Source organism: Pseudomonas sp. FSL R10-2964 (assembly GCF_009600035.1).
Taxonomy (GTDB): domain Bacteria; phylum Pseudomonadota; class Gammaproteobacteria; order Pseudomonadales; family Pseudomonadaceae; genus Aquipseudomonas; species Aquipseudomonas bubulae.
Genome location: NZ_WIWH01000100.1, coordinates 1 through 750, shown reverse-complemented (window position 1 = coordinate 750; position 750 = coordinate 1). Strand labels below are relative to the sequence as shown.

The window sequence follows — 750 nt, the reverse complement described above, 5'->3', positions numbered from 1 at the left end:
GGCCAAGGGTTCGCTTCGCCCGGGACTCCGTTCAGCGCGACGGTAAAGCGCGTCACGCCGAGCCGGGGTCGCGGCCCCTGACCTGGGAAATTTCTTCAGTGGCGGGAATGGCCTCGATCGGAGTGCGAGAACTTGTTCACGTACGGAGGTCGAGGGGACAAGCGAAGCGCGTCAGGCCTGAGTGGCTCTAAATCGCAGAGCCATGACCTGTTTCGCAGAGAGCTGACGAATGGCGTCATTCGAGAAGACGAGCGCAGCGCGCAAAGATTTAGTCTCAGCTGGCCAAGAATCCAAATCATCAGTCCTGAATTGATATCTGCCGAGATATGCCGCAGAAATATCATCGGCAAGGGCCCTGTAAGCCTCTCCAGGCGTTTTTAACGCCAAATCCACAGCGTCCGACACAGGATCCTCTACGAGGGCTGTGCCGCCATTGTGGGCCCTCTCAAGCATGTGCTTGTTGTAAGCAACTGCTCCTGACTCTGGATCGTCTGTTGGATTACCAGGGCAAAGCTTGTCCTCCCAGGGCAGCACGTAATGCGATCTGCCGAGGATGTCCTGCAGGACGTAATCAGAGGGTTTTGCTATGCGCTGCATTGGGCTGCTCCCAGGCGAAAAAACGCATGGTAACGCAGCCTGCTTTGGGCAGCTGAAAGCTGATTCCAGAGCGGCCTTAGCCGCTCTGATAAACCGGCGTCGAAGACGACGGAAACAGCCGGACAGACGCCACCCGAGCCCACGAGACATCTC

The 750-nt window shown here is 57.6% G+C and carries 1 protein-coding gene; it reads right to left on the bottom strand.

Annotation, left to right across the window (positions count from 1 at the left end):
• Positions 1-171: 171 nt before the first annotated feature.
• Positions 172-597, bottom strand: coding sequence for a hypothetical protein (locus tag GHN92_RS23600; protein ID WP_153329159.1), 426 nt, complete (start codon positions 595-597; stop codon positions 172-174).
• Positions 598-750: the final 153 nt, after the last annotated feature.

Excerpts from the sequence above, each read along its gene's own strand:
- GHN92_RS23600 (WP_153329159.1), bottom strand. The coding sequence starts at position 597 with ATGCAGCGCATAGCAAAACCCTCTGATTACGTCCTGCAGGACATCCTC.